General features: G+C 44.5%; 20 protein-coding genes. 2 read left to right on the top strand and 18 right to left on the bottom strand.

Annotated features, from left to right (window positions below):
* Positions 1-45: 45 nt before the first annotated feature.
* The 3 genes from Q0339_RS08690 to Q0339_RS08700 are packed head-to-tail and all read right to left on the bottom strand — an operon-like array spanning position 46 to position 3,690.
* A complete protein-coding gene (locus tag Q0339_RS08690; RefSeq protein ID WP_298078439.1) occupies positions 46-1,992 on the bottom strand; it encodes a fructose-specific PTS transporter subunit EIIC in 1,947 nt (648 codons plus the stop codon).
* A 28-nt stretch (positions 1,993-2,020) separates the two neighbouring features.
* The gene (pfkB, locus tag Q0339_RS08695) at positions 2,021-2,938 is read right to left on the bottom strand and encodes a 1-phosphofructokinase (RefSeq protein WP_298078440.1); all 918 of its coding nucleotides are present in this window, start codon (positions 2,936-2,938) and stop codon (positions 2,021-2,023) included.
* 5 nt (positions 2,939-2,943) lie between these two features.
* Positions 2,944-3,690 carry a DeoR/GlpR family DNA-binding transcription regulator gene (locus Q0339_RS08700; protein WP_298078441.1) on the bottom strand — a complete coding sequence of 249 codons (747 nt, stop codon included), beginning with the start codon at positions 3,688-3,690 and terminating at the stop codon, positions 2,944-2,946.
* 252 nt (positions 3,691-3,942) lie between these two features.
* Here Q0339_RS08700 and Q0339_RS08705 point away from each other — a divergent pair, with 252 nt between their 5' ends.
* Both Q0339_RS08705 and Q0339_RS08710 read left to right on the top strand, forming a co-directional pair.
* Positions 3,943-4,875, top strand: a complete 933-nt coding sequence (locus Q0339_RS08705; protein WP_298078442.1) for an ABC transporter ATP-binding protein — start codon at positions 3,943-3,945, stop codon at positions 4,873-4,875.
* Complete coding sequence (locus tag Q0339_RS08710) at positions 4,868-5,590, top strand: lantibiotic ABC transporter permease (RefSeq protein ID WP_298078443.1); 723 nt, start codon at positions 4,868-4,870, stop codon at positions 5,588-5,590. Before Q0339_RS08705 ends, Q0339_RS08710 begins: the two co-directional genes overlap by 8 nt.
* A gap of 112 nt (positions 5,591-5,702) precedes the next feature.
* On the opposite strand, the gene tuf is transcribed toward Q0339_RS08710, so the two are convergent.
* The 15 genes from tuf to lysS form a co-directional block, all read right to left on the bottom strand.
* Positions 5,703-6,890, bottom strand: a complete 1,188-nt coding sequence (tuf, locus tag Q0339_RS08715) for an elongation factor Tu (protein WP_298078444.1) — start codon at positions 6,888-6,890, stop codon at positions 5,703-5,705.
* Between the two features lie 162 nt (positions 6,891-7,052).
* A complete protein-coding gene (gene fusA / locus Q0339_RS08720) occupies positions 7,053-9,143 on the bottom strand; it encodes an elongation factor G (RefSeq protein WP_291427534.1) in 2,091 nt (696 codons plus the stop codon).
* 92 nt (positions 9,144-9,235) lie between these two features.
* Positions 9,236-9,706, bottom strand: a complete 471-nt coding sequence (gene rpsG, locus Q0339_RS08725) for a 30S ribosomal protein S7 (protein WP_023392495.1) — start codon at positions 9,704-9,706, stop codon at positions 9,236-9,238.
* A 38-nt stretch (positions 9,707-9,744) separates the two neighbouring features.
* Positions 9,745-10,158 (bottom strand): 30S ribosomal protein S12, encoded by a 414-nt coding sequence (gene rpsL, locus Q0339_RS08730; RefSeq protein ID WP_298078445.1) that lies wholly within the window; start codon positions 10,156-10,158, stop codon positions 9,745-9,747.
* Positions 10,159-10,418: 260 nt separating this feature from the next.
* Complete coding sequence (locus Q0339_RS08735; RefSeq protein WP_298078447.1) at positions 10,419-11,057, bottom strand: MmcQ/YjbR family DNA-binding protein; 639 nt, start codon at positions 11,055-11,057, stop codon at positions 10,419-10,421.
* Complete coding sequence (locus Q0339_RS08740; RefSeq protein ID WP_298078448.1) at positions 11,054-11,578, bottom strand: NUDIX domain-containing protein; 525 nt, start codon at positions 11,576-11,578, stop codon at positions 11,054-11,056. Before Q0339_RS08740 ends, Q0339_RS08735 begins: the two co-directional genes overlap by 4 nt.
* Before the next feature lie 4 nt (positions 11,579-11,582).
* On the bottom strand, positions 11,583-11,867 hold the full coding sequence (locus Q0339_RS08745) for a GNAT family N-acetyltransferase (RefSeq protein ID WP_298078449.1): 285 nt from the start codon (positions 11,865-11,867) through the stop codon (positions 11,583-11,585).
* Positions 11,868-11,947: 80 nt separating this feature from the next.
* Positions 11,948-12,421 carry an ASCH domain-containing protein gene (locus Q0339_RS08750; RefSeq protein ID WP_298078450.1) on the bottom strand — a complete coding sequence of 158 codons (474 nt, stop codon included), beginning with the start codon at positions 12,419-12,421 and terminating at the stop codon, positions 11,948-11,950.
* Between the two features lie 132 nt (positions 12,422-12,553).
* Positions 12,554-13,198, bottom strand: coding sequence for an MgtC/SapB family protein (locus tag Q0339_RS08755; protein WP_298078504.1), 645 nt, complete (start codon positions 13,196-13,198; stop codon positions 12,554-12,556).
* A gap of 34 nt (positions 13,199-13,232) precedes the next feature.
* Positions 13,233-15,296: an extracellular solute-binding protein gene (locus Q0339_RS08760; RefSeq protein WP_298078451.1), complete on the bottom strand. Its 2,064-nt coding sequence runs from the start codon at positions 15,294-15,296 to the stop codon at positions 13,233-13,235.
* Positions 15,297-15,405: 109 nt separating this feature from the next.
* Positions 15,406-17,112, bottom strand: coding sequence for an iron ABC transporter permease (locus Q0339_RS08765; protein ID WP_298078452.1), 1,707 nt, complete (start codon positions 17,110-17,112; stop codon positions 15,406-15,408).
* An 11-nt stretch (positions 17,113-17,123) separates the two neighbouring features.
* Positions 17,124-18,131 (bottom strand): ABC transporter ATP-binding protein, encoded by a 1,008-nt coding sequence (locus Q0339_RS08770; RefSeq protein ID WP_298078453.1) that lies wholly within the window; start codon positions 18,129-18,131, stop codon positions 17,124-17,126.
* Positions 18,132-18,170: 39 nt separating this feature from the next.
* Positions 18,171-19,199 carry an extracellular solute-binding protein gene (locus tag Q0339_RS08775; RefSeq protein WP_023392505.1) on the bottom strand — a complete coding sequence of 343 codons (1,029 nt, stop codon included), beginning with the start codon at positions 19,197-19,199 and terminating at the stop codon, positions 18,171-18,173.
* Positions 19,200-19,210: 11 nt separating this feature from the next.
* A complete protein-coding gene (locus tag Q0339_RS08780) occupies positions 19,211-20,047 on the bottom strand; it encodes a glycerophosphodiester phosphodiesterase family protein (RefSeq protein ID WP_298078454.1) in 837 nt (278 codons plus the stop codon).
* Between the two features lie 224 nt (positions 20,048-20,271).
* Positions 20,272-21,780 carry a lysine--tRNA ligase gene (gene lysS / locus Q0339_RS08785; RefSeq protein ID WP_298078456.1) on the bottom strand — a complete coding sequence of 503 codons (1,509 nt, stop codon included), beginning with the start codon at positions 21,778-21,780 and terminating at the stop codon, positions 20,272-20,274.
* Positions 21,781-21,874: the final 94 nt, after the last annotated feature.

Consider the following 21,874-nt stretch of genomic DNA (forward strand, 5'->3'; position numbering starts at 1 on the left):
AGGTATAAAAAAGAAGCCAAGACCGCAATCTTGGCTTCTTTTGGTTTATTTTTTATTATTGTTGCGTAAGGTCAAGCTCAAGAGGAAGGCACCTAAGAAGCTGGCACCAACCCAAATCGCTAAATAGAGCAATGGATTCGTTACACCACCCGCTAACATAGCGAAGACCCCGCCGTGTGGCACCTTGCTGACGATACCAAAGAGCATGCTTAAGGCACCCGCTACACCGGCAGAAACTGCCAATGGTGGAATAACCTTCAATGGGTTAGCTGCAGCAAATGGAATAGCCCCTTCCGTGATGAAGGCTGCTCCCATAACGTAGTTAACTAGGGCTGAGTTGCGTTCTTCTTCTGGCCAGAGGTTTTTGTTGAGGGTTGCTGCCAAGGCAATCGCTAATGGTGGTACCATCCCACCAACCATAACAGCTGCCATAACGTTTGAACCTGCGCCTGCTGATTGTGTCACTAAGGCTGTCCCGGTAACGTAAGCGGCCTTGTTAATTGGACCACCCATGTCGATTGACATCATAGCGCCGACTAAGAAACCTAACACTAAGGCTGAACCTGTGCTCATACCGTTGAGGAAGTCTTGCAAACCTTGCATAACAGCCCCCATTGGGCCATTCACAACGAAGAGCATGAGGAAGGACATAATCAGAACCCCAAAGACTGGGAAGAGGAAGATTGGCTTCAAACCTTCAAGTGATTTTGGCAACCAAGCAAAGGCTAGACGTAGTACATAGATAATCCCACCAGCTAAGAAACCGGCTACTAAGGCGCCTAAGAAACCTGACGGAATGCTTTTCTCAAAGAGACCTACCGCTCCAAAGTCAGACAAGACAGATGGATTAGCTAAAATCCCACCCATAAAACCAACAACCAAACCAGGACGGTCAGCAATAGAATGACCAATAAAACCAGCTAACATTGGTAACATCATAGCAAAAGCTAATTTACCTGTTACAAAGAGGAATTGTGCTATTTGATGATAGCTAGCATCTTCAGGGTTAAAGGAATTAATCCCCCAGAAGAAGGACAAGGCAATTAAAATCCCACCAGATACCACAAACGGCAGCATATGAGAAACCCCGTTCATCAAGTGCTTGTAGAATTGACGACCAATGGATTCTTTGCCGACCTCAAGGTCTGCCGCACCGGCACCTTCTGCTGCGTGGTAAATTGGCGCCTCTGCTTTTGCTGCCTTGGCTACTAATTCATCAGCCTTGTGGATACCATCTGCTACCTTGGTGACAATGACTGGTTTGCCGTTAAAGCGCGCCATTTCAACTTGCTTATCCGCTGCCACGATAATGGCTGTCGCCTTTTTGATGTCATCTGCAGTCAAACGATTACCAACCCCAGCTTGTCCGTTGGTTTCGACTTTAATTTTGATTCCCGCTGCTTTACCAGCTTGTTTGAGTTTTTCTTCTGCCATAAAAGTATGAGCAATCCCCGTTGGGCAGGCCGTTACGGCCAAGACATACACATCTTCCTGCGCAGGACTTGTTGGCTCAGCCACAGTCGCTTGGGCCGCTTCTTCTGCTTCAGCTGCGGTAAAAACTGCCACAACTTCTTCAGGGGTTTTTGCTACTGCTAAAGCCGCTTTAGTTTCTGGTTGCATGAGGACAGAAGATAATTTAGCTAAGGCTTGCAAGTGCTCGCCACCGCCACCTGCAGGGGCCGCAATCATGAAGACATATTTGGCAGCTTGGCCATCAAAGCTCTCCCAGTCAATTCCCGCTTCGCTACGTCCGAAGACGATAGCAGCTGATTTGATTGATTCATGTTGGGCATGAGGAATGGCAATCTCATCACCAACACCAGTTGTTGATTGGGCTTCGCGGGCTTCTAAAGCGGCTACGTAAGCCTCAACGTCGGAGACGCCGCCTGCTTGGTGGAAACGTTCTGCCAAATACTTAAGCGTTGACGGCTTATCTGTCGTGCTCAATTGGAGGTCCATGGCCTCTTTAACAAATAATTCTGATAATTTCACTTTCTATTTCTCCTTTGAATTTCCTAGGCTAATGCGCGACAACGTGAATCTGGTCTACTAGCTCATCAATTAACTGACGTTCAGCTATCCAAACAGAATAGGCCGTCGCACTCCCGGTTGCAGCACCGCGTTTTAAGGACCATGCAAAATCGCCTGTCTCCAGGTAGGTTGCCACAAATCCTGCCAACATAGAATCGCCCGCCCCGACTGAGTTAACCACTCTTCCCTTAGGGATATCTGAACTAAAGACTTGGCCATCCTCCGTTAGAAGCAAGGCTCCCTCACCACCGCGAGATACAATAATGTGACGTGCTCCTAATTCCTGAAGCTTCTTGGCATAATGGATTATTTCTGCCTCATCGCTTAAAGTGACGCCGAAGATTTCACCTAATTCATGATGGTTAGGTTTAATGACGAATGGGCGATAAGCTAAACACTCGGTTAAGAGTTGCTTGTTGGTATCCAGCACAAATTTTGCACCCCGCTCTTGGCAGAGTTTGGCGATGGCAGTATAGGCCTTAACATCAAGTCCAGGGGCCGCATTCCCTGCTAAGAAGACCACATCCTCTGCGCTTAAGTCTCGCTCAAAAATTGCCAATAATTCTGCAAACTTTTCCGGGCTCACTTGGGGGCCTGCAGCATTGATTTCTGTCTCTTCTTGAGACTTGACTTTGACATTAACCCGCGTAATGCCATCCACTTCAACAAAAAGTGGTTTGACACCTTCTTGAATGAGGGTGTCTTTGATATATTGACCGGTAAATCCGCCTACGAATCCAGTCGCGTAGTTGACATGCCCTAAGCGCTGTAAGACAAGGGATGCGTTGATTCCCTTACCTCCGGCAACATAGGCCTCTCCCTTGGATCGATTCAACTCTCCCAGCTGACATTGGTCAACCTGGATTACGAGATCGACGGCAGGGTTAAAGGTAATCGTATAAATCACGAAATTTAACACTCCTTCACTGTCGTGACTTGCACAAGAGGTGCCCGCTGCCCCTCTGTTAAGGCATGAGTGATAAGAATCGCCTCTTCCAAATTGGCGACATGACAGAAACTGACCCGTCCCATCTTGGATGCATCAGCCAAAACATAGACTTGGTTGGCCTGCTGCATGGCTTGTTGTTTTAGGGCTGCCTCCTCCTGGTCTGGCGTCGTATAGCCCCATTCAGCATCCACTCCGTTCATGCCCATAAAAACATGATCAAAACGATAACGTGCTAATTGAGCCTGAGCTTGCGCTCCAATAATGGCCCGTGTCTTGGGCTTAACTTGACCACCTAACAAGATGACGGACTCGCCATAGTCACACAGCAAGTCGGCTTGACTTAGACCATTTGTAACCACCGTCACGCCCTGGCCCACCAAATGCGGTATCATAGCCAAGGTCGTGGTGCCTGCATCTAGATAAATCACCTGTCCTGCCGACACTTGTGCGGCTGCTGCCTCAGCAATAAGGGCCTTGTCACCACTGTTCCGCCCCAGCTTTTCCTTGTAGCTAGATTCGCGATCCAAATGATAGACGCGTTTGGCACCGCCACGAACTCGCACCAGGCGCCCTGCTTCTTCCAGCTGAGATAAATCCCGCCGTATAGTGGACTCTGATACTGACAGCTTGGCCATCAAATCTTGTAGGCTGACAACATGCGCTTGCTCTAGTTCTGATAGAATTAGTTGATGTCGCGTTTGAGTTAACACTCTTATCACCTCACACCCAGATTATACACCGCTTTCGGTCATCATTCAATCGTTTTCGGTCATTTTCATTCATAAAACGGTCATTTTCATTCAAATGCTGATTTTCCGGCGCCTTACTTTCGTAAAACTCTGTGTTTTCAGAAAACATTCTTGCGCTCTCCCAAAACTTTAGAAAGATTTGAGATTTGCTTGAGAGATATTTGAAATTCACTTGATAAGCTATAGATAAGAAATAAGCAAAGGAGTAAGATCATGGAAGATATCTTAGTCATTCAAAATCTTAGTAAGCATTACGGCGACCAAGTGGCTTTGGACCCGCTCAGCCTCAAACTAAAGAAAGGAGAAATCTATGGACTAATCGGTCAAAATGGTGCAGGTAAAACCACCCTAATCAAGTTGATTACCCAAATAATCGCACCAAGTCAAGGCACCGTCTCCATTTTGGGCTCACGCACCCCTAAAGAGTGGACTAGTTCCCTCCAACATGTGGGTACTGTCATTGAAACACCTGTGGCCCACCAACATCTATCTGCCTACGACAATCTCCGTTTTTACTGCCTGGATCGTGGCATCAAAAAACCGGATAATCTGATTAAGGAAACCTTGGACTATGTTGGCTTAAGCCAAACTGGCGCCAAAAAATTTCGGGACTTCTCTCTTGGAATGAAACAACGTCTGGGTATCGCCATCGCTATCCTGTCTCGTCCTGATTTACTCATCTTAGACGAACCAATCAATGGTCTCGACCCTGTCGGAATTCAAGAATTTCGTGAGATGGTTCTCCGCCTTAACCGCGAATTAGGCATGACCCTGATTATTTCTAGCCATATCTTGTCAGAATTATATTTGGTGGCTAGCCGCTTTGGTTTCATTCATCAAGGTCGGCTAATCCAGGAGCTTTCCAAGGAGGACTTCGACCGCGAAAGTGGCGATTATATTATCCTTCAGTCCCAAAAGGTTCAAATGGCTAAGGACTTTGTCCAAAAACAACTAGGTTTTAGCCTTAAACCGAGCCATCAGACCGACCAATTACAGTTAATCGGCAAAGCTGAGGAGATACCAGACCTTGCTAAGGCCTTGGTTTTAGCAGACATTCCAATCAGCGCAATTTACTACGCCCATAAAGATTTGGAGCGATACTTTATCGATTTAATTCAAGTCCAAGGAGGAAAACAGTATGCTTAATAGTATCAAAGCCGATTATTACCGTCTAGTTCGATCCGTCGGATTTTGGGGCATTCAAGCCTTCTGTGTCCTAGGCATTCTTCTAGCCATTTTTACTTCGCGAGTTACTACTTCTAGTTCTGGCTTCTTCTTCGCCATGGATGCCGTATCTTATAACATAGGCCTACTTTTTATCGCCTGCAATGTGGTGACCACCCTACTCTTAGGAGTCGACCTTAACAACAAACTCTATCATAATAATCTAACCACCGGGAAAACCCGTGGCCAGTATTACCTAGCTAAGTCTCTGACCATTGCTAGTCTTATTCTCTTACAATTTTTCCTTCTCTACGCAGCAGGTTACGTCATTGAATTCTTACGGTCAGGAGGCCAGATGGGTAGTCTACCAGCAGATTTTTGGCCTAAGTTTCTGATTACCTTCTTGATTCAGTGCCTTTGTACCTATGCTTGGTTCTGCGTTACCAGCTTCGTCCTCTTCCTGACTCGCAACTACAGTATGGTCTTTATTGTCTACTTTACCGTTTTTATCTTCTTGAAAATCCCTGGCGAATTGATTGACCCAAATAATGATTGGTTTAAGGCTATTGTCATGGAATTTGTCTATGAGAGTACAGCTAGCTTTAGTATGACTAGTAAGACTGCTATTTTCGCCTTGGCCTTAAGTCTCATCTTTACACTCGCCGGCATCTATACCTTCAAGCGCCGCGACCTCTAAAACCTATCTACAAATAAAGTCCCCCTATGTCATCTGACACAGGGGGCTTATTTTGGATATAGAAAAAGGGCCTCCGGAGAGACCCTTTTGGAAAGGCATATTAAGCTTAGAATTAAGCTAAGACTTTAGATACCACACCGGCACCTACAGTACGGCCACCTTCACGAATAGAGAACTTAGTCCCTTCTTCGATCGCGATTGGGTGGATCAATTCAACAACCATTTGTACGTTGTCGCCTGGCATAACCATTTCAGTACCTTCTGGTAAAGTAACAACACCAGTTACGTCAGTTGTACGGAAGTAGAATTGTGGACGGTAGTTAGAGAAGAATGGAGTGTGACGACCACCTTCTTCTTTAGACAATACGTACACTTCAGCTTCGAACTTAGTGTGTGGAGTGATTGAACCTGGTTTAGATAATACTTGACCACGTTGGATTTGGTCACGAGTTACACCACGTAACAAGGTACCAACGTTGTCCCCAGCTTCAGCGTAATCCAATAACTTACGGAACATTTCAACACCGGTAACGGTAGTCTTAGAAGTTTCTTCTTCGATACCAACGATTTCAACTTCGTCACCAACGCGAACTTGACCACGTTCAACACGACCAGTTGCAACAGTACCACGACCAGTGATAGAGAATACGTCTTCGACTGGCATCATGAATGGCTTGTCAGTGTCACGTTCTGGTTCTGGAATGTAAGCATCAACTTGTTCCATCAATTCTAAAACTTTAGCTTCGTAGTCAGCGTCGCCTTCTAAAGCTTTCAAAGCTGAACCAGCGATAACTGGAGTGTCGTCGCCTGGGAAGTCGTATTCAGACAAGAGGTCACGAACTTCCATTTCAACTAATTCGAGCAATTCTTCGTCGTCAACCATGTCAACTTTGTTCAAGAATACTACGATGTAAGGAACACCAACTTGACGAGACAAGAGGATGTGTTCACGAGTTTGTGGCATTGGGCCGTCAGCAGCAGATACAACGAGGATCGCGCCGTCCATTTGAGCAGCACCAGTGATCATGTTTTTAACGTAGTCCGCGTGACCTGGGCAGTCAACGTGAGCGTAGTGACGGTTAGCTGTTTCGTACTCGATGTGAGAAGTGTTGATTGTGATCCCACGTTCTTTTTCTTCTGGAGCGTTATCGATTTGGTCGTATGAACGAGCTTCACCGAAACCTTGTTTAGCTAATACAGTTGCGATTGCAGCTGATAAGGTAGTTTTACCATGGTCAACGTGACCAATTGTACCAATGTTTACGTGTGGTTTAGAACGGTCAAATTTTTGTTTTGCCATTTTAATTTCTGCCTCCTAAAAATAGTTGAGTTTGTTTTATAGATTTCAATTAAATCTATCAGTAGTATTATACCTAGAAATGGGGCAAAATTCAAGATTTTGCACCATTTTCTAGGCTTTGGGAATAACGCTTATTCGTTATTCCAAGCAAGTCGAGTCAGATTAGTCTTCTGACTTGCCGCCGTATTTCTTGATGATTTCTTCTGCAATTGACTTCGGCACATCTTCATAGTGGTCGAAGGTCATAGAGAAGGTACCACGCCCTTGAGTTGCAGAACGCAAGGTAGTTGCGTAACCGAACATTTCAGACAATGGAATCATACCTTTAACGATTTGAGCGTTACCGCGCACTTCAGAACCTTCAACGCGACCGCGACGAGAGTTCACGTGACCCATAACGTCCCCGAAGTATTCTTCAGGTACAGTGATTTCAACTGCCATCATAGGTTCCAAGATGCTTGGGTTAGCTTTCTTAGCAGCTGCACGGAGTGCTAAGGACGCCGCTACCTTAAAAGCAGTTTCAGAAGAGTCGACATCGTGGTAAGAACCATCGTAAAGCTTAGCTTTGATGTCTACCATTGGGAAGCCTGCGAGGACACCATTTTCCATAGCGTCTTTCAAACCAGCTTCAACCGCTGGGATGTATTCACGAGGAACCACACCACCGACGATTGCGTTTTCGAATTCGAAACCAGCACCTTCTTCGTTTGGTGTGAATTCGATCCATACGTGACCGTATTGACCTTTACCACCAGACTGACGAACGAACTTACCTTCTGCTTGAGTTGCAGAACGGAAGGTTTCACGGTAAGAAACTTGTGGAGCACCCACGTTAGCTTCAACCTTGAATTCACGACGCATACGGTCAACGATGATATCCAAGTGTAACTCACCCATACCTGCGATAACTGTTTCGCCAGTTTCTTGGTTAGTGTAAGCACGGAAGGTTGGGTCTTCTTCGGCCAATTTTTGTAAGGCTACACCCATCTTATCTTGGTCAGCTTTTGATTTAGGCTCAATCGCTACTTCGATAACTGGTTCTGGGAATTCCATAGACTCGAGGATTACTTCGTTCTTCTCGTCACAGAGAGTGTCCCCAGTAGTAGTGTCTTTCAAACCAACAGCTGCTGCGATATCCCCAGAGAATACTTCAGGAATTTCTTGACGGTGGTTGGCGTGCATTTGTAAGATACGGCCGACACGTTCACGTTTGCCTTTAGTAGCGTTTTGAACGTAAGAACCAGATTGTAAAGTACCAGAGTACACACGGAAGAATGTTAAACGACCTACGAATGGGTCAGTCATAACTTTGAAGGCCAAAGCAGAGAATGGCTCTTCATCGCTTGCATGACGTTCTACTTCAGCGTCAGTATCAGGGTCAATCCCTTTGATAGCTGGAACGTCTAATGGAGATGGAAGGTAGTCGATAACCCCATCCAACATTAATTGAACCCCTTTGTTCTTGAAGGCAGAACCACAGAATACTGGGTAGAAGTCCGCTGCAACAGTTGCTTTACGGATTGCTGCTTTCAAGGTAGGTACGTCGATTTCTTCGCCTTCCAAGTAAGCCATCATGAGTTCTTCGTCAGTTTCAGCAACTGCTTCAACTAACTTAGTACGCCATTCTTCAGCTAAATCTTGTAAGTCACCTGGGATTTCGATTTCTTCAATGTCAGTCCCTAAGTCGTTAGTGTAGTTGTAGGCTTTCATTTCCACTAAGTCAATGATACCTGAGAACTCATCTTCAGCACCAATTGGTAATTGAACTGGATGAGCGTTTGCTTGTAAGCGTTCGTGCAAGGTTCTTACAGAGTATAAGAAGTCCGCACCGATCTTGTCCATCTTGTTGATGAAGACCAAACGAGGAACACCGTAAGTGGTAGCTTGACGCCATACGGTTTCAGTTTGAGGTTCTACCCCAGACTGAGCATCCAATAAGGCAACGGCACCATCAAGAACCCGGAGAGAACGTTCTACTTCGACAGTGAAGTCCACGTGCCCTGGTGTGTCGATGATGTTAATCCGGTGGTTAGCCCATTGCGCAGTAGTTGCGGCAGAGGTGATGGTAATCCCACGTTCTTGTTCTTGCTCCATCCAGTCCATTTGAGAAGCCCCTTCGTGGGTTTCACCAATTTTGTGGATACGGCCGGTATAGTACAAGACACGTTCAGTCGTGGTGGTTTTACCAGCATCGATGTGGGCCATGATACCAATATTACGAGTTTTCTCTAGCGAAAATTCTCTTTTTGCCATCTTTTTGTTTTACCCCTTTTCAGTTGTTTTGAGAGTGTGCATAGTAGTCAAAAACCACTAGCTTATAACAGCTAGTGATATGACTGAAAATCTTACCAACGGTAATGAGCGAATGCTTTGTTGGCTTCTGCCATTTTATGCATATCTTCGCGTTTCTTAACTGATGCACCAGTGTTGTTAGCTGCATCCATGATTTCACGCGCTAAACGTAATTCCATGGTCTTTTCACCACGTAAGCGAGAGTAGCTTACCAACCAACGGATGGCTAAGGTGTAACGACGTTCTGGACGTACTTCAACTGGTACTTGGTAGTTAGAACCCCCCACACGGCGAGCTTTAACTTCTAATAATGGCATGATGTTTTCGATTGCTTGTTCGAAAACTTCCATTGGGTCTTGACCGGTTTGTTCGCGCACGATATCGAAAGCAGCATATAAGATAGTAGCAGCTTTACCGCGTTTACCATCGAGCATTAAACGGTTAATTGTGCGAGTAACTAATTTTGAATTGTAGAGTGGATCTGGCAAAACTTCGCGTTTTGCGATTGCACCTTTACGAGGCATTCAAAATCCTCCTTTCTGAATGTTTAATGATGAGGCTCTTAGCCTTTAGGACGTTTGGTACCGTATTTAGAACGGCCTTGTTTACGATTGTTAACACCAGCAGTGTCAAGCGCACCACGAACGATGTGGTAACGTACCCCTGGTAAGTCTTTTACACGACCACCACGGATTAAAACAACGCTGTGTTCTTGTAAGTTGTGACCAATCCCTGGGATGTAAGCTGTCACTTCCATCAGGTTAGACAAACGTACACGGGCATATTTACGTAAAGCTGAGTTAGGTTTCTTCGGTGTCATGGTACCCACACGAGTACATACCCCACGTTTTTGTGGAGAGTTGTTGTCCGTTTGGGTCTTCTTGAAACTGTTGTACCCTTTGTTTAATGCAGGTGAGTTTGACTTAACGACTTTGGTTTTACGAGGTTTATTAACTAATTGGTTAATAGTTGGCATCCAAGCTCCTCCTCCCTTTGCTTTAATCTAGTCCACACATCCAAGTGTGCCATTTTTATGGAAAAATAATAATGTTGCTTCTATACCAGTCAGCACGACTGAATTTCAGGAATCTCGTATAAAAACACCTCTACTAATGTACCAATAAAATTCTCTTTCGTCAAGGGGGTATGGAGACTTTTTTTTGCGATTGGCTCGAATTTTTGAGCAGTTCTGTTAAAAGTAAAAGGCCCTACTAGAGAGCAGGGCTTCTTATGTCCTTATTTCTTAACTAAGCGATAGCTTTCCGCTAACAAGCTGGTCAGCTGATCCCAATCCGTCTGTGCATCTAGCAGAACACTAAACCAATGTTTCTTGTTCATATGATAGGCAGGGAAATAGCGGCAATTATCGATGCGCTCAAGAATTTGGTCGGGCTGGCCCTTAAGATTAAGCACCAGCACCTGGTCAGTCCGCGTACTCGTTTTATCTAGTCGGCAGTAGTCGACCGGCAAAAAGATACCAAATAGCTTATCGACCGTCGGCACCTTGAAGCCTATTATTTCCGGATGGCGCTTAAAGGGATGGGTTGGTGCCAGCCCGTAAGTCGTCTTCACATGCTCCACCAATCGCTCTACTAGCGGATTGTCTTGAATCTGCTGGCCTAAAATCCGATTGAGAATATCATCCACTTGCTGGCGTAGGGCTGTTACCAGCGCACCACTGGCACTGGCTACCTCAAATAAGGTGTAGGGTTCCTCCATGGCCAAATCATAGACCACCAGTTCTAGCTCCTGGTCCGCTAAGGTCATGACAAGCTCGAATTCCCCCTCGGCCAAGACCTGCCGCGCCTGACCATTTTCAAAACCCCATTCTGCTAGTGTGGCCTGGCTCAAAGGCTGACCTAGTTTAACCTTCATTTGTCAGGCTCCTCTCTTAGTTCTAGCAGTTTGCTAGCAATCGCCTGCCAACGTTCCCAGTCGCCCGGCACAAGTTTGGCCTGCCACTGCTCCAACTGGTCTGGCGCTAGCCAAAGCCAGTCCTGATTCTCCTCTGGGTCCAAAACAAGGGCGGGCGCCAGATCCGATAAAACAACTCCGTAGATATCTAGCCACCAATTGTCATAGCGATAGTCCTCCAACCAGACTAAATCGTGAGGTGACACCTTAATCCCTGTCTCCTCCCACAACTCGCGACAAGCAGCAAGTTCCGAGCTTTCGCCTGCCAAAACTGAGCCATTGGCGCCAAATTCCCAATAATTAGGATAATGGGCCTTACCATGACTACGCTGGGTCAGTAGAATCTGACCCTTTGCATCCATTACCAAAACGCGCGCCACCAGGTGATAATGACCTGGTGGGATGAGGGCTTCTTGCCCCCTCAAATGTCTGATGCCAGTCAATTGCTTATTGACATCGACTAGTTCCCATACTTCTGGCATCCGACTAGTCCTTATCAGCATTGACCGCATCATACTGCGAGTCACGTTGGAACTTAGCTACTACATAAGAGCATTCTGCCTTAATCTTCTTGCCTTCAGCCTTCATAGCTGCAACTAAGGTGTCCAAGAGTTCTTGGGCAACACCCTGGCCACGCAAACTATCGTCCACAAATATATGGTCGGCAATGACCACCTTGGGATCCTCTGTCGGCCGATAAGTAATCTCAGCCACGACCTCTCCCGCTGCATTATAGCCTTCAAAGCCTCTTTCTGTTCTTACAAATTCCATTCTGACGTCCTCCTTATTTTCCCAATATATCATATATGATATATTGGTCTTTTTCTATCTTGATTTTTGAGCCAACAAAATCAGCCTAAGATCTCCTCTGGCAAGCGATAGACTACCTGGAACTCTTCGAAAACCAATTCCTGTTCAGGGGTAAAAACCTGATTGACTAAGCGAAACTCTGCTTCAAAGAAAGACCAGTGGGCCTGGCGCCAATATTCTAGGCTGAGGTCGCCCTCTCCTTCTTTTCTAGCCCAGGCTTCGGTCACTTCTTCATAGGGCATGGTGACCACCCCCGTGGTTTGAATGACACATTGAGCCTGGTTACGGCTATCCAGAATCACGCTATAGCTTCCAACTTCCGGTAGGGGCTCATCCTCCACCTCATAGAGCAATTTGGCTGAACAGGTGGCCGTCTTCTTGCCCGCCAAGACCAGCTGAGCCAAAGGGTCCGCAATGGAACTCCCCGGTCCACCGAAACTAAAAGCCTCATAGGACGTATCCTTCGCTAGCCCCTGACGCCTACAAAAATCCTGCCACATGACTTCACTGCGCATCTCGCTCGCCTCCCGACCTTTTTCTACTATTATAACATGTTTTACATCATAAATATCCATACCTACTTTGAATCTGTTCATTTAAGGTCACAAAAAGACGACTAAGCACAACGCACTCAGTCGCTAAATTACTTATTCTGATATAGATACCAAATGTATTTTCCGGATATCCGGGTGAGTAGCCAATTCTTCAATTAATTGGGGCAGAGACAATTCTTCAGGGACATGGACTGTAAAAATATTTCGGTAAAGTCGTCGTCCTTCTGCGTTTTCTACATCAAATAGAATATCCGTTAGTTCAATCCCTCGGGACTCAAAGAATTTAGTCAGAAATTCCTTAGTTGCTACCCGATGAATATACTTAATTTCTAGTCTCTTGACATTGGGCATATGGACAATACGCCGAATCACAGTGAGCGAAAACATAACCGCCACACAAGTCAAGATGGCAATCTCATAATACCCCATCCCGATAGCAATCCCCATACCAGCTGTCGTCCACAGCGAGGCCGCTGTAGTCAATCCCGCAACACGTTGTTTAGTAACAATAATAGTTCCACCACCGAGAAAACCAATCCCACTGACTATAGGCGCAAGGAGCCTTACTTGGTCAACGTTAATCTCTGGATGCACTTGTAATTTTTCATAGAAAACAGCTGCTTGAATCATCGAAATTGTTGTTGCACCAATACATACCAAAATATGTGTCCGCAAACCAGCTGGACGGTTCTTCTTCTGCCGGTCATATCCTATTAATCCGGCACACAGAATCGCCATAAAAAGTCGCAGACTAACCACTTGATAATCCACTTTATTCCTTCTTTCTTTGCTTTTCTATGGCTTGCGCTACCGCAGCACCTAGATTCACTTCATTTTGTAAGGCATATTCTTCTGCCCATATCCCAAAGCGAGAACCAGTCTGAAGATTGGCCCTTAATTGACTTAACCACGGATATTCAGCTTGGATAACAGGATTATCGACAACTGAACTAGTTGGCAATAGCCCACCTAGTAATGCAAGAGGTTTGGCTATTTCATCACTATAGAGCCACTCAAGAAAGTGTCCTACTTCTGGACGTTTAATAGCAGGTTTAGACACGCAAAGTACTCCGCCACCTAAGAGTGGGCGCCCTCCTGGAATGGCTGAAACTCCAATATCACTCGAATGGAAATGCGACGCACTCCCTACTAAATCACTCCCGTAGTTGGAGAAAATGATTTCCATAACAGAATTCCCACTGGCAAAGTTTGCTGCCGCATCTCCCCACCAACCATCGAAAACCTGTGCGCTATTCGCAAGACTCTCTTGATATGCTTTTAAACACTCTAAGAAGATTTCCGTCTCAGGTGTGGTTCCATCTAACTGATGGGCTTTCTCTAGTAAACGCGGAACGAAGTCTGCATAGGTAATTAGGGGGCCACCCTGGATAAGCGAATGCCCAACGAGCCCTTTCTTAAATTGAGCTTTCTGTATGAATTGGCTAATTCGGTCAAAAGCAGCAAAAGTCGTTGGCACTGCTAATTGCTCTCGATAACGTTCAAAATACTCTCGTTGTATTAATTTATCTTCAAAAAACTGCTTATGGTAGAACAACATTTGCAAACTGATATCTAGCGGCAAGGCGTACTGATATCCCGACACATGGGTATATTCCTTAGGGATCCCTTCTATTAGAGATTGGTTAATCCTTGCCACTTGAGGTATCGAATCTAAGCGAGCAAAAGCGGACCAATCCACACTTCGCATTCCCGCTATATCCAAACGGACAATATCTGCATCAATCGGTCCATATTGATTTAGGAGAGCATACATAGCCTCGTAGCCCAATTCTTCAACCCGAACAGGAACCCCATACACTTTCTTATAGCGTTGGGCAATCTTCTTAATTGCTTGAGTCATTGGCGTTCCAATGGTCAGAAAACGCAATGGCTTGCTTTCTTTTAATATGGACGGGCTAGATACAACTGAAATATCAACTGGCAAAATTTCGGATTGGTAAACTTGTCGGCATACCTGTTGCAGAGCGCGATATCCCAGTTGTTTCAAGTCTAATACACCACCTGGGCACTCATGAAAGGGCGTAGGTTCACCTAACACAATCACAGAGCACTTAAGAGGTAAATACAACCAATTACTCAGCTCTTCCAACTGCTCCTTGTAACTAGGGCTCAATGCAACTACTATGTCATTTTCTGTCAAGTCGTCAAGTATATCGGCTAGTTCAATCCACTTATAATCTCCTTCAATTCCAATGACAGTTATCTCACTTTCAGGTAAAAGTGACTGAATCAAAGATTCATAGGCGACTTGAAAGCCCTGACGATCACTCAATACAACCACTCGCTGGTTCCCATCAACCCAAGCTCTTAGCATATGACCAACCGTCTCCTGATTAAAATCGAGATAGTATACGCGAGAGGATAGAGGTTGCTCCGCTATTAGACAGTCTACCAAAAGTAACGGGGTGTCAGCTTTATAATTATCCAAAATTGCCTGCTTCGGCGCCGCCCCAAGGCAAAAAATTGCGCTCGGTATTGCAGTAGCCAACTGTTCTACAAGGTTATCTAAGTCTTGACGCATCCGAAAATATGTCAATTCAATTTTATAGTCGGTGCCACTTATAGCGAGATAGGCACCAGAAACAAAGGAATCATATTTTCGTCTCAATTCAAATGGGATAATCAAATGGATAACCTTTGACATACCCTTACGTAAGGTTTGCGCTGACTCGTTGACATAATATCCTAATGCTCTAGCAGCATCCTCAACCAGCTTAATTTTTTTAGCGCTCACATTTCCGCGCTTATTTAAGACATTTGAAACCGTCCCATGTGATACGCCAGCTTTTCGCGCAATATCATCCATCGTTGCCATTCCCATCACCTCACTAACACAAATTATAGCACGCCCTTATGAAAAAATCAGCATAACTATAGCAGCAGTTATGCCGATTTATCGCTCATATTACTGAATCAATCACCAATTACTTACGTGCTTTCTTCGGAGTTTTCCGATCCTTAGTACGCGTTAAGTATAATGAGGTTGATGTCATAATCATCAAGACCACTGTATAGACAAAAATCATGGCCTTGGCACTAGTTGTAGCCGTTTCCGTACTTGCCGACCGCACGACAATCCCTAACGGAGTGAAAAGCGGATGGTAAAGGAAAACGGATAGGTCGTAATCCGCTAACAGAGAATTAAAATTGAGCGCCATCACTGACATGAGCACCGGTAGCAAGAATGGAATAATCACCCGCGTCATGGTATAGAAGGTTGATGCCCCCATGCTCTTAGCGGCCTCTTCCATATTATTATCAATACTGAAAAAAGCAGCCCTCGTCATCCGATATGAGAATGGCATTTTCACTACTACATATGCAATTAGCATAATCGCCAAGGTTCCAATCAGCACTCGATTGAAAACAACAGCTTGCGGGTTATTGAAATAAAAGAGAAAGGCTACAGCAATCATGGTGTTTGGCAAAATCCATGGCATTAAAGCGCCCCATTGAAATAGCTTGTCTACTTTGTACTCAGCCTTATGAACTAACCGGGCAATAACAACCCCCAAGAGCGTCACAATCACTGCAGCCAAAGCAGCATACACAATGCTGACTACATATGGCATAAAGGATTCCGCATTGGTAAAGAGTTGGCTATAATTTTTTAAGGTGAAATTACTAAAATCTAGTTGCCCTTTTTCAATAGCCACTGGGTCTTGGAAGGAGAACAAGATAATTAACACCACCGGTAGCATGTAGATTAAGAACAGAACATATGCCACTAAATGAGCAATTGCATTCCACAGAGGAGATTCAATCTTTTGCTTTTTGAGTCGAGCCTTCGTCTTGCTTATTGAGATGTAATTCCCATTCCGTTCAATACGACTTAGTACTACTAGAAGTGTAATTGTCATAATAGCTAAGAAAATTGCTAAAACCGCTGCAATATCTTTTGAACTACTAGACTTAGCAAAAGTGATAATCATAGGGTTAATAGTTTGGAAGTCCGCTCCCCCTACAATCAGGGGCGCCGAAACAGCCGATAGCCCCGATAAGAAAGTAAAGATCGTCAAGGCAAAGAGAGTTGGTTTCAGGGTTGGTAAAACTATCTTCCAGAAAACTGTGAAAGGCTTAGCCCCCATATTTCGCGCTGCTTCAATTGTGTGATAGTCTACGTTTCGAACTGCGCTAGTTAAAAACATAATATGGTTGGAAGTGCTAGAAAAAGTTGCTACAAATAGTACAGCTGCGAATCCTACAAACCATTGCCGATTAAATCCCGGAATAAAGCTTGCCATCGCATTAGTTAAGAAGCCAGTATCCCCATACAGGAATTTATAGCCCGTAACCAAGACTACTCCACCATATATCAAAGAGGTCATATAGCCTATCTTAAGCATTTTTGCCCCTTTCAGATCCCAGTACTCGGTAAATAGAACTACTAAAGTCCCTACCACATTAATAGTGACCACCATAGAGCATGCTAAAATAAAACTATTAAAAATACTCTTTAGAGCTCGTTCAGATTTCAGGACTTTTTCAATCGCTCTAAAGGATACTTGTCCGTTATTGACGAAGACTGTATAGAGCAAATTAAAGTTAGGCAAGACAATAAAGGCCAGAATCAGCCAAACCAGCAATAAGCGCAAAGCAATCTTCTGTATGATTTTATGGTCGAATTTCATAGGAGTACCTCCTAAAACTGCAGAATATCTGCAGGATTCATAAAGACAGAAATTTCAGACCCAATCTCACGTTTAGCGAATCCATCATTTTTATCTATAATATGAATATGCTTCCCATTGGTTAACTTGACGGTGTACTTGAGAAGAATACCATCAAATTCCATATCCAAGACAACCCCTTTAGTCTCCACATCATTTGGATAGTCTCGATTGAAACGTACACGTTCCAATCTAATATAGCCGGCCTTATCCTTAAAGGTATGGCCTGAAGATTGGCTTAGCATCAGCATAGTGCCCTCATCAAGACGATTGTTGTCTCCAATAAAGTCACAAACAAACTCTGTTTGAGATGCGTTATAAACTTCACTCGGTGTCCCGACTTGTTCAATTTTTCCGTTATCGAAAACGGCTATGCGGTCAGAAAGTGTCAAGGCCTCTTCTTGATCATGCGTAACATACAAAGTCGTAATTTTGAAGTCCTTTTGGAGCCTCTTGAGTTCCTTACGCAAATCAACCCGAAGCTTAGCATCTAAGTTGGATAGAGGTTCATCAAGGCAGAGAATCTTAGGCTCTAAAACAAGTGCACGCGCTAGCGCCACACGTTGTTGTTGTCCCCCAGATAGTTCCGAGACATTGCGCTGCAATTGCTTCTCGGTAATCTTAATTTTCTTAGCAACTTCATTTACTTTCTCACGGATAATTTCCGGTTTCATCTTCTTGACTTTGAGACCAAAAGCAATATTTTCGTATACTGTCATAGTTGGGAAGAGGGCATATGACTGGAAGACAATCCCAATCTCTCGGGCTTCAGGCTCTAATCGTGTGACATCTCGGCCTCCTACTTCAATCTTACCGCGCGTTGGAATATTAAAGCCCACCAGGGCGCGCAAGGTCGTTGACTTGCCACAACCTGAAGGGCCCAAGAAGGTGAAAAATTCACCTTCTTGAATCTCTAAATTCAGGTTGTCCACAGCCACAAAATCACCATAACTGATTTGGATATCTGTGAACTTGATCATTGTGTAATCTCCTCTTCTTGTTTATAGCCTAAACGTTGATTATTGGATAAATTCTAGGGTAACCTTTTCTACCCATTGGTCAATGTGTTGACCAACAAATTCCCAGTCAATATCTTGTTGTTTAGTCTTTGAAGCAAACTCTTTAACGTAATCTGGAGCTTTTTCCAAAGCCTTCTTATTCGCAGGAATTGTACCGAATTGATTGCTCCAAGCCAATTGTGTTTCGGCGCTACCGAACCAATTGATGAATTCCTCAGCTAATTCTGCTTTCTTAGAGTTTTTAACAATCCCTAAATGTTCAGAAACAAAAGGCATCCCGATTTCTGGTTGCATAAATTGCATTTTAACGTTGCGTTCTTTCTCTAGTTGAAGTAAGCCGTTCCCCCACATTTGACCGTACTTGTACTTACCTTCAATAATGGCGGTGCGGTGATCTTCCCCTTCAGTATAGATATGGGCATTTTGAATATATTTCTTAACTACTTCCCATCCTTCTTCTGATACTCCAAGCTCACCATCTTTGTCTGCGTAGCGCGCTAGGATACTAGCCAAAATCATTTTTGGCGTCCCACCTGAGAGAGCAAAAATCCCGTACTGATCTTTATACTTAGGATCTGTTAAATCAGTCCAGTCTTTCGGCATAGTTTGCGATTCATTCCCCATCAAAACCAATGGCACGACCGTAATTGGCCAATAGTTACCGTCTGGGTCTGCGAGCCCCTCAGTTACTTCATCTGCCCAAGCCGGCTTATATGGTTTCAAAACATCTTCTTTTTTAAGCTTATTATATTCGATAACATTTAAGCCAAAAGTTACATCTGCAATTGAATTATTTTTTTCCCCAATTAATCTATCAGCAATCTCCCCACCGGGAACTTCAACAATTTTAATTTTAAACCCTGCTTCTGCAGCTTTTTCAATTAACCAATCGCCACGTCCGCTAGATACTGCATTCGAGTAAACAACGAGCTCTTGCGACTTGTCTGCTTCAGCTTGAACTGCAGTAACACTTGCAACCGTTGAGAATACTGCTAACCCAGCAAACAACATCTTTAACTTCTTAAACATTTTAATCCTCCTTATTTTTGGCAGTTCTGGCGATAAGCTGCGAGCAGAAATGGCCAGTCTGTTTGAATAACATCTGGACGATGTGCCACAATATGTCCCCATCCCTCTGATGGATTGAGAACGGCTTGGTCCTCGTCAAATTGATAAAAAAGATTGTGTCTTACTCCAATATTAATACCGTTAAGTAACACTAGGTATCCAGCTTCACGGAGCGAAGATCGCCAATCAGCAGCAAGCAGAGGTGAATTTTCCTCTGTCGGCAATAATTCCGCTCCAATACAATGAACATAAGGATAAGCATCAAAATAGGACATCTCCATTTGTTCGCGTAAAATCGGCATGTAAAACACATCGAGTCTATGCGAATTCAACTTATCCAACAGTTCATCTTCTAGTGGACTTTTGAAGAATACGCGATCTAGTGTTTGTGTATCTACAAATAGTCTCATAAAAGCTGGGTCGTCCCAATAAAACCATGAACGGTCAATGTTTACCAGCCCATCAGCTGGCAACCAAGCAAGAAAATCACTCAGCTTCTCTAGATGATATCCCGAATCATCACCAATCCCATTCAAATAAGCGAGTGCATCAATCTCAGCACTAGTCAATTTTTCTAATGTGCCATTTTCTACCCCTAGTAATCTTTTCTCGTTGTTATGATGGAACAAATAGTAGACCCCATCTTTAGAACGAGCAATATCAACTTCTACTAGATCTGAGCCTAACTGATAGGCCAACTGAGTAGACTTTATCGTATTTTCAGGGATGTTTCCTCCTCTCATACCACGATGGGTTAAGATTAAGAATCCTTTTTCTCTTAACCGTTGATGAAATAATGTATCCTTCATCAATACTCCTCCTCAAAACAGAAAACGCTAACAATTGTTTACGAATTCATTTTACACGTATTTTTGACTCGTGTCAACTATTTTTGTAAGGGTATTCTTGAGTGAAGGTAAAGGTCCTACCTATCGTGTTTATAGCGCTAATTTCCAAGTATATTCGTTAACCTCCCTCTTACTTCAAGTAAAAAAGAGGACTTATATAGAAGTCCTCTTTTGATACACTTGTTTTATGAATGGTGGCGCATAGTTGGGAAGAGGAGGACGTCGCGGATAGCAGTAGCGCCCGTAAAGAGCATTACCAGACGGTCAATCCCTAAGCCCCAACCGCCGGTTGGTGGCATCCCATATTCCAGCGCTTCAATGAACTCATCATCCATTGGCTGAGCTTCATCGTTCCCTTTGTTCTTTTCTTCCATTTGCGCTTCAAAACGTTGGCGTTGATCAATTGGATCACTCAACTCTGTAAAGGCATTGGCGTATTCCTTACCTACAATAAAGAGCTCGAAGCGGTCAGTAAAGCGTGGGTCTTCTTCGTTCTTACGTGCCAATGGCGATACTTCCACCGGGTGACCGTAAACAAAGGTTGGTTGGATACACTTATCTTCACAGTGCTCTTCGAAGAAGGCATTGATGACATGCCCCACAGTGGTATCGTGGTCGTTCAATTCCACGCCATGTTCCTTAGCCAGGGCTTTGGCTTGGTCGAAGTCCATGGCTTGCCAGAAGTCCACACCTGTAACTTCTTTAATCAAGTCTACCATATGGCGACGAGCCCAAGGTTGACCTAAGTCAATGGTGTGATCGTGATACTCCAAGCTAGTCTTGTTGAGGACACGCTCAGCCACCTTCTTCAGCATGCCTTCAATCAAGTCCATGACATCTGTATAAACTTGGTAAGCCGTATAACATTCGATAGTGGTAAATTCTGGGTTGTGGGTGGTATCAATCCCTTCATTACGGAAGATCCGCCCTAACTCATAAACCTTCTCAATCCCACCAACTACCAAGCGTTTGAGGTGCAACTCAGTCGCGATGCGGAGATAGAGCTCCATATCCAAGGCATTGTGGTGGGTTACGAATGGACGAGCGGTTGCCCCACCCGCGATGGTATGCAGAACTGGTGTTTCAACTTCCAAGTAGCCTTGGTCGTCTAAGAAACGGCGGATTTCGCGCACAATCTTAGAACGCAAGATAAAGCGTTCGCGGCTTTCTTCGTTACTAATAAGGTCCAAGTAACGTTGACGGTAACGTTGTTCTACATTGGTTAAGCCATGGTATTTATCTGGCAGAGGACGTAAAGCCTTGGTTAGGGGATGGAATTCTTGAGCGAAGACCGAAAGTTCGCCTGTATTGGTCTTGAAGACATAGCCGACAACACCGACAATGTCGCCTAAGTCTGCGGCCTTAAACCATTGGTAGCTATCTTCACCTACTGAATCTTGGCGGACGTAGATTTGAATCTTGCCATCCATGTCTAAGAGATGGGCAAAACCAGCCTTACCCTTACCACGTTTAGAGACCATACGGCCTGCCACACGAACAGGGATTTTCTTTTCTTCTAAGGCTTCTTTATCAATCTCACTGTAGTCGTGCAAGATTTGGGCAGATAAATGGTCCCGGCTAAAGCCCGCCGCAAAAGGGTTTACGCCCGCTTCTGCCATTTGGGCCATTTTCTCACGACGAACCAAAAGCTGGTCGTTAAGTTCAGCCTGGACATCTTGATGTTGTTCAGTCATTTAATTTCCTCCTAATGCTGTCTTGACGGCTCTTATCAAAAAAGCCCATACGTCTTTATTGTACCTGAAAAAAGCCTAAATGTCATGACTTTTT

The sequence above is a fragment of the uncultured Abiotrophia sp. genome (assembly GCF_938010525.1).
Lineage (GTDB): Bacteria > Bacillota > Bacilli > Lactobacillales > Aerococcaceae > Abiotrophia.

Coding starts and splice junctions, on each gene's coding strand:
- Q0339_RS08775 (WP_023392505.1), bottom strand. CDS start 19,199: ATGTTTAAGAAGTTAAAGATGTTGTTTGCTGGGTTAGCAGTATTCTCA.
- rpsL (WP_298078445.1), bottom strand. CDS start 10,158: ATGCCAACTATTAACCAATTAGTTAATAAACCTCGTAAAACCAAAGTC.
- Q0339_RS08780 (WP_298078454.1), bottom strand. CDS start 20,047: ATGAAGGATACATTATTTCATCAACGGTTAAGAGAAAAAGGATTCTTA.
- Q0339_RS08710 (WP_298078443.1), top strand. CDS start 4,868: ATGCTTAATAGTATCAAAGCCGATTATTACCGTCTAGTTCGATCCGTC.
- lysS (WP_298078456.1), bottom strand. CDS start 21,780: ATGACTGAACAACATCAAGATGTCCAGGCTGAACTTAACGACCAGCTT.
- Q0339_RS08745 (WP_298078449.1), bottom strand. CDS start 11,867: ATGGAATTTGTAAGAACAGAAAGAGGCTTTGAAGGCTATAATGCAGCG.
- fusA (WP_291427534.1), bottom strand. CDS start 9,143: ATGGCAAAAAGAGAATTTTCGCTAGAGAAAACTCGTAATATTGGTATC.
- Q0339_RS08765 (WP_298078452.1), bottom strand. CDS start 17,112: ATGAAATTCGACCATAAAATCATACAGAAGATTGCTTTGCGCTTATTG.
- Q0339_RS08735 (WP_298078447.1), bottom strand. CDS start 11,057: ATGAAGGTTAAACTAGGTCAGCCTTTGAGCCAGGCCACACTAGCAGAA.
- Q0339_RS08755 (WP_298078504.1), bottom strand. CDS start 13,198: ATGGCGATTCTGTGTGCCGGATTAATAGGATATGACCGGCAGAAGAAG.
- Q0339_RS08770 (WP_298078453.1), bottom strand. CDS start 18,131: ATGATCAAGTTCACAGATATCCAAATCAGTTATGGTGATTTTGTGGCT.
- Q0339_RS08740 (WP_298078448.1), bottom strand. CDS start 11,578: ATGCCAGAAGTATGGGAACTAGTCGATGTCAATAAGCAATTGACTGGC.
- Q0339_RS08750 (WP_298078450.1), bottom strand. CDS start 12,421: ATGCGCAGTGAAGTCATGTGGCAGGATTTTTGTAGGCGTCAGGGGCTA.
- Q0339_RS08760 (WP_298078451.1), bottom strand. CDS start 15,296: ATGGCAACGATGGATGATATTGCGCGAAAAGCTGGCGTATCACATGGG.
- Q0339_RS08705 (WP_298078442.1), top strand. CDS start 3,943: ATGGAAGATATCTTAGTCATTCAAAATCTTAGTAAGCATTACGGCGAC.
- rpsG (WP_023392495.1), bottom strand. CDS start 9,706: ATGCCTCGTAAAGGTGCAATCGCAAAACGCGAAGTTTTGCCAGATCCA.
- tuf (WP_298078444.1), bottom strand. CDS start 6,890: ATGGCAAAACAAAAATTTGACCGTTCTAAACCACACGTAAACATTGGT.